The sequence below is a fragment of the Prauserella sp. PE36 genome (assembly GCF_003311655.1).
Lineage (GTDB): Bacteria > Actinomycetota > Actinomycetes > Mycobacteriales > Pseudonocardiaceae > Prauserella_A > Prauserella_A endophytica.
In genome coordinates this window covers 1-5,927 of the sequence record NZ_QEQT01000018.1, presented here as the reverse complement: position 1 = coordinate 5,927, position 5,927 = coordinate 1, and the positions used below count along the sequence as shown (strand labels likewise).

7 protein-coding genes are annotated in these 5,927 nt (G+C 71.9%); all 7 read left to right on the top strand.

Annotation, left to right across the window (positions count from 1 at the left end; translation table 11 throughout):
• Nucleotides 1-627 (top strand): MCE family protein (locus DI005_RS00475; protein WP_233519926.1); only part of this gene is annotated, 627 nt, incomplete at its 5' end.
• On the top strand, nucleotides 624-1,607 hold the full coding sequence (locus tag DI005_RS00470; RefSeq protein WP_113640940.1) for an MCE family protein: 984 nt from the start codon (nucleotides 624-626) through the stop codon (nucleotides 1,605-1,607). The genes DI005_RS00475 and DI005_RS00470, both read left to right, overlap by 4 nt.
• Nucleotides 1,604-2,596, top strand: coding sequence for an MCE family protein (locus DI005_RS00465; RefSeq protein ID WP_113640939.1), 993 nt, complete (start codon nucleotides 1,604-1,606; stop codon nucleotides 2,594-2,596). The genes DI005_RS00470 and DI005_RS00465 overlap by 4 nt, the downstream gene beginning before the upstream one ends.
• Nucleotides 2,597-2,598: 2 nt before the next feature.
• Nucleotides 2,599-3,648, top strand: a complete 1,050-nt coding sequence (locus DI005_RS00460; protein ID WP_228713866.1) for an MCE family protein — start codon at nucleotides 2,599-2,601, stop codon at nucleotides 3,646-3,648.
• The gene (locus tag DI005_RS00455; RefSeq protein WP_113640937.1) at nucleotides 3,648-4,841 is read left to right on the top strand and encodes an MCE family protein; all 1,194 of its coding nucleotides are present in this window, start codon (nucleotides 3,648-3,650) and stop codon (nucleotides 4,839-4,841) included. The genes DI005_RS00460 and DI005_RS00455 overlap by 1 nt, the downstream gene beginning before the upstream one ends.
• The gene (locus DI005_RS00450; RefSeq protein WP_113640936.1) at nucleotides 4,826-5,335 is read left to right on the top strand and encodes a hypothetical protein; all 510 of its coding nucleotides are present in this window, start codon (nucleotides 4,826-4,828) and stop codon (nucleotides 5,333-5,335) included. Before DI005_RS00455 ends, DI005_RS00450 begins: the two co-directional genes overlap by 16 nt.
• Entirely contained in the window at nucleotides 5,332-5,829 is a 498-nt protein-coding gene (locus DI005_RS00445; RefSeq protein WP_113640935.1) for a hypothetical protein, read from the top strand. The genes DI005_RS00450 and DI005_RS00445 overlap by 4 nt, the downstream gene beginning before the upstream one ends.
• The last annotated feature ends 98 nt before the right edge of the window (nucleotides 5,830-5,927 follow it).

Genomic DNA, 5,927 nt, shown 5'->3' with positions numbered 1-5,927 from the left:
CTGGAGCGCACCAAGCCCGCACTCGACCTCACCGAGCTGTTCAACGGCTTCCAGCCGCTGTTCCAGGCGCTCTCCCCCGCCGACGTCAACCGGCTCTCCGGCGAGATCGTGCAGGTGTTGCAGGGCGAGGGCGGCACGATCGAGAGCCTGCTCGCGCACACCGGCTCGCTGACCTCGGCGCTCGCCGACCGCGACCGCGTGATCGGGCAGGTGATCCGCAACCTCAACTCGGTGCTGGACACCATCAACACCGAGGGCGACGCCCTGTCCACTTTGGTCTCCACGCTGCAGCGGCTCGTGAGCGGACTCGCAGGGGACCGCAGGGCGATCGGCGAGGCCATCGAAGGCATGGGCACGCTCACCGACGCGACGGCAGGCCTGTTCGAGCTGGCCAGACCCCCGCTCAAGCAGAGCATCGCCGAGCTCGGCGGGCTCGCCGCGAACCTCGAGACCGGCGAGGCCGAGCTCGACCGCTTCCTCACCACGCTGCCGGAGAAGTTCACCGAGCTGGGCCGCATCAGCTCCTACGGCGCCTGGATGAACTTCTACCTCTGCCGGGGGCTGCTGCTCACCGATCCGCCGCAGGGCTACACGCCCGACCCTCCTCCCGAGAGGTGCACGCGATGACGTCCTTCCGCGAGCGCAACCCGTTCACCCTCGGGGTGGCCGGCACGGTCGCGATCGCCGCCGTCGTCGCCGCGGTGATCAACTACGAGACGTTGCCGATCGTCGGCGGGCGCACGACCTATCAGGCGGAGTTCAACGAGGCCGCGGGACTGCAGCCCAGCAACGAGGTCCGCGTGGCCGGCATCAAGGTCGGCGAGGTGACCGAGGTGGACCTCGCCGAGGACCGCGTGCTCGTCACCTTCCGCGTCTCGGACACGTGGGTGGGCGACAAGACCTCCGCCGAGATCAAGATCAAGACCCTGCTGGGCCAGAAGTTCCTCGCGCTGCACCCGGTCGGCGACACGGTGCAGGACCCGGACGTGCCGATCCCGCTGGAGCGCACCACCACGCCCTACGACGTGACGACGGCGTTCGAGGGCCTCGCCAGCACCGCGGGCGCGATCGACAGCACGCGGCTTGCCGAGAGCTTCCGCACCCTGTCGGAGACCTTCGAGGGCTCGCCGCGGCACGTGCGCACCGCGCTCGACGGGCTCTCCGCGCTGTCGCGCACGATCGCCTCCCGCGACGACGAACTCGCCGGCCTGCTGGCGAACGCGCGCACGATCTCGGGCACCCTCGCCGACTCGGGTGACGAGTTCGAACGGCTCATCCAGGACGGCAACCTGCTGCTGACCGAGCTGCACAACCGCCGCGACGCGATCCACGACCTGCTCACCGGATCACAGCGGCTCGCCGAGCAGATCTCCGGCCTCGTCGCCGACAACCGCGAACAGCTCACGCCGGCGCTGCAGCGGCTCGGCACGGTCACCGACGTCCTCCAGCGCCACACCGCAGACCTCGATCGCAGCCTCGAGCTGGCCGCGCCGTACTTCCGCGTCGTGAACAACACCATCGGCGCGGGAAGGTGGCTCGACAGCTACCTGTGCGGCCTCGTCGTCGAGAAACGCCCGTACTGCGACATCCCGGGAGGTGGCTCGTGACGGCGACCAGGCTGCGGTTGCGGCTCACCCGCGTCACCACCGTGCTGCTCGTGCTGGGCTTTGCGTTCGCGGCCGGGCTGTGGTGGGTGTTCGCCGACGACGGCGACAAGCGCGTCACGGCGTACTTCTCCCGCGCGGTGGGCGTCTACCCCGGCTCGGACGTGCGCGTGCTCGGCGTGCGAGTCGGCCAGGTCGAGCAGGTGACCCCGCGCGGCGAACGGGTGGAGGTGACCATGACCGTGGCGGCCGATGCCCCGGTCGCGGAGGACACCGGCGCCGTGGTGGTGGCGCCGAGCGTGGTCGCCGACCGGTACGTGCAGCTGCCCGCCCTCGCACGCGGCGGTCCCCGGCTCGCCGACGGCGCCGTGATCCCCGCCGAGCGCACCGCCACGCCCGTGGAGCTGGACGAGCTGTACGCGAGCCTCGACAGCCTCGTCAGCGCGCTGGGCCCGGACGGAGCGAACGCCGACGGCGCGCTGTCGGACCTGCTCGACACCGGCGCCGACAACCTGCGCGGCAACGGCTCCGCGCTCAACCAGACGATCCGCGACTTCGCCGACCTCTCGCGGACGCTGTCCGGATCGGAGGACGACCTGTTCGCCACCATCGAGGAACTGGCCCGCTTCACCGACGTGCTGGCAGGCAACGACGGCCAGGTGCGGCAGGTCACCGGCCAGCTCGCGCAGGTGTGGGAGACGCTCTCGGCCGACCGCGAGGAGCTGTCCGCCGCGCTGCACACGCTCGGGGTCGCACTCGGCGAGATCCAGGGCTTCATCCGGGACAACCGAGCCGCCCTCCAGTCCAATGTCGGCAAGCTGGCCGAGACCACCCAGCTGCTGGTGAACCACCGCGCGGAGCTGGCCGAGGCGCTCGACGGCGTTCCGCTGGCCGTGGAGAACGCGTACAACACGTTCGATCCGCGCAGCCAGACGCTGCAGGGCCGCGCGAACCTCTTCGAGTACCTGCCGCTGCCGAGGACGGGAGGGTGACGGTGAACAGGATCCGGGCCCTCGTGGCGGCGGTCTGCGCCGGTGTGCTCGTCGCGGGCTGCGCGCCGGGCGAGTTCGACGGCGTTTACGACCTGCCGCTGCCCGGCGGCGCCGACGTCGGCGACCACCCGTACCGGGTCACGGCGCAGTTCCGCGACGTGCTCGACCTCGTGCCGCACGCGGCGGTGAAGGTCAACGACGTGCCCGTGGGCACCGTCGAGTCGATCGACCTCGGAGGCGAGGACGGCTGGACCGCACAGGCGGTGCTCGTGATCAACGGTGACGTGCACCTGCCCGCCGACGCGATCGCCAGCATCCGGCAGTCGAGCCTGCTCGGCGAGAAGTTCGTGGAGCTGGCCTCCCCGCGCGCCGAACCGGGCGAACGGCGGGCGCGGCTGGCCGACGGCGCGCTGATCCCGGTGTCGCGCACCAACCGGCACCCGGAGATCGAGGAGGTGTTCGGCGCCCTGTCGCTGCTGCTCAACGGCGGCGGTATCGGGCAGTTGCAGACGATCAACCGCGAGCTGTCCAACGTGCTGAGCGGCAACGAGCAGGAGATCAAGTCGTTCCTCTCGGGGGTGGACCAGCTGGTGTCCAACCTGGACGCCCACCGAGGCGAGATCACGCGCGCTCTCGACGGGCTGAACCGGCTCGCGTCCACACTGGCCGGGCGGGAGGACCAGATCACCGGCGCGCTCAACGATCTCACTCCCGGCCTGCGCGAGCTGTCGGAGCAGCGCACGGCGCTCGTGACGATGCTGCAGTCGCTCGACGAGCTCTCCGGCGTCGCGGTGGACGTGATCGACCGCAGCCGCGACGACCTGGTCGCAGACCTGGAGGCGCTGGCTCCGCTGCTCGACCGGCTCGCTGACGCGGGCCAGGACCTGCCGAAGGCGCTGGAGATCCTGCCGACGTTCCCGTTCACCGACGCCGTGCTCGACGGCATCGAGGGCGACTACCTCAACGTGTTCGTCGACGTCGAGCCGTGGGAGGGCTACACGGAGCCGAAGGTGCCGCTGCCGGTGCCGCCGACCGACGGGGGTGCGCCCTGATGCTCACCACCAGGATCCGGATGCAGGTGATCGCGTTCGTCGTGGTCGCGCTCGGCACGGTCGCGTTCGTCGGGGCGAACTACGCGGGGCTGGGCAGGCTCTTCGGCGGCGGCGGCCACGTCGTGCGGCTCCAGCTGTCCGAGGGCGGCGGCATCTTCACGGGCGGCGAGGTGACGTACCGGGGCGTCGCGGTCGGCAGGGTCGGCGAGATGCGGCTGACCGACGGCGGCATGGAGGCCGACCTCGTCATCGAATCGTCCGCCCCGCCGATCCCGGTCAACTCGCAGGCGGTGGTAGCCAACCGGTCCGCGGTCGGCGAGCAGTACGTCGACCTCCAGCCCCGCACCGAAGGCGGGCCGTTCCTGACCGACGGCGCCGTCATCCCGCGCGAGGCGACCACGCTGCCGATGCCGGTGGAGGACCTGCTGGCGAACCTGTCGGCGTTCACCGAGTCGGTGCCCACCGAGTCGCTGCGAGTGGTGGTGGACGAGTTCTACGACGCCATGCAGGGCGCGGGCCCGAGCCTGCAGGTGCTGCTCGACTCGTCCAGCTCGTTCACGCGCACGGCCGCCGAGCATCTGCCGCAGACGTCCGCGCTCATCGACGACGGGGCCACGGTGCTGCGCACGCAGGCGGACTCCTCGCAGGCGTGGCGGTCGTTCGCGGACAACGCCGTGCTGCTGGCCGAGGAGCTCGCGGCCGCCGACGGCGACCTGCGGCGGCTGATCGGCACGGCTCCGCAGGCGGCGACGCAGCTGAGCGGGCTGCTGGCGGACACCGATCCCGCCCTGTCGGTGCTCGTGGCGAACCTGCTCACGACGGCACGCCTGTTCGAGGCTCGCTCGGCGGGCATGGAGCAGTTCTTCGTGGTGACCCCGAAGGCGGTGGCGGCGACGTCGACCGCGATCACCCCGGACGGCGGCAACCTCTCGCTCGCGTTGACGTTCTTCGACCCTCGGCCGTGCGTGCGGGGATACGAGGGGACCAACCGGCGTCCGGCCGACGACGTGAGCCCTGCACCGTTCAACACCGCCGCCGCGTGCACCCTGCCGAGGGGCGATCCCAGCTCCGTGCGCGGCTCGCAGAACGCGCCGTCGGCAGGCGTGCCCGAGCTCGCCGTGCCAGGCGGCCTGCCGGTGCCGCTGCCCTCGGTGTCGACGACGCTGGAGGAGCTGCTGTGGCTGACCGAGTGACGGCGGGCCTCGTCGCGGCCGTCGCCGCCGCGACGGCCTTCGCGAGCTGGGGCGGGTACACGTGGCTCTCCGCGGCGGGCAACGAGGCGGTGACGGCCGGTGCCGTGCGCGAGGAGGTGCTGCGCGCGGGGCGCGAGCACGTCGCGCAGGTGACCACGCTCGACTACCACGACGTGGACGCGGGCATCGACCGCTGGCTCGCCGTGTCGACCGGACCGCTGCGCGACGAGCTCGCCGCGACCGGGGAGCAGACCAGGCAGACGTTGCGCCAGGGCCGCACGGTGGCGACCGGGGAGGTGCTCGACGCGGCCGTCGCCGAGCTCGATGTCGACGGCGGGACGGCGAGGATGCTGGTGTCGGTGGAGATCACGAGCGCGCGGGAGGGCACCGAGCCCGCCACCACCCGCAACCGCTTCAGCGCGCAGCTGCGGCGCACCGACGGGGGCTGGAAGCTCAGCGCACTCGACCAGGTGCCGCTGGGAGGTGTGTCGTGAGACGGCGGCACCTGGCGCTGGCCGTGGCCGCGGTACTGCTGGCGGGGCTCGGCGCGTGGTTCACCGCGGCGGCGAACAGCCTGCGCTCCGGAGAGGCGGCGAGCAACATCGCGGTGGTGGACGCCGAGGCGACGGCGGAGGTCACCGCGGCCGTGACGAACGCCGTGAACCGGATCTTCACCTACACGCACGAGAACACCGCCGCGACCGAGCAGGCGGCGAGTGAGGTGTTGCGGGGCAACGCGCGCGGCAGCTACGACGCGCTCTTCGCCGAGGTGCGGAGGGAGGCGCCGGGGCAGCGGCTGTCGGTGACCACGCGGGTGGTCGACTCCGCGGTGCGCTCGCTGACCGGCGACAGCGCGGAGGTGCTGGTGTTCCTCGACCAGTCGGCGACGAGGGAAGGCGCCTCGCCCGGTGCCGCCGCCGCCCAGTTGCTCGTGTCCGTCCGCCGCGAGGGCGAGCGCTGGGTGGTGATCGAACTGGAGCCGCGCTAGCAGGGCGAACGCCGAGCAGGCAACCACCCGCGCGAAAACGGACACCCGGTCCTGAACGAACCCCAACCCCACTAACGAGGCGAACGCTGGGCAGGCAA

Coding starts and splice junctions, on each gene's coding strand:
- DI005_RS00470 (WP_113640940.1), top strand. CDS start 624: ATGACGTCCTTCCGCGAGCGCAACCCGTTCACCCTCGGGGTGGCCGGC.
- DI005_RS00455 (WP_113640937.1), top strand. CDS start 3,648: ATGCTCACCACCAGGATCCGGATGCAGGTGATCGCGTTCGTCGTGGTC.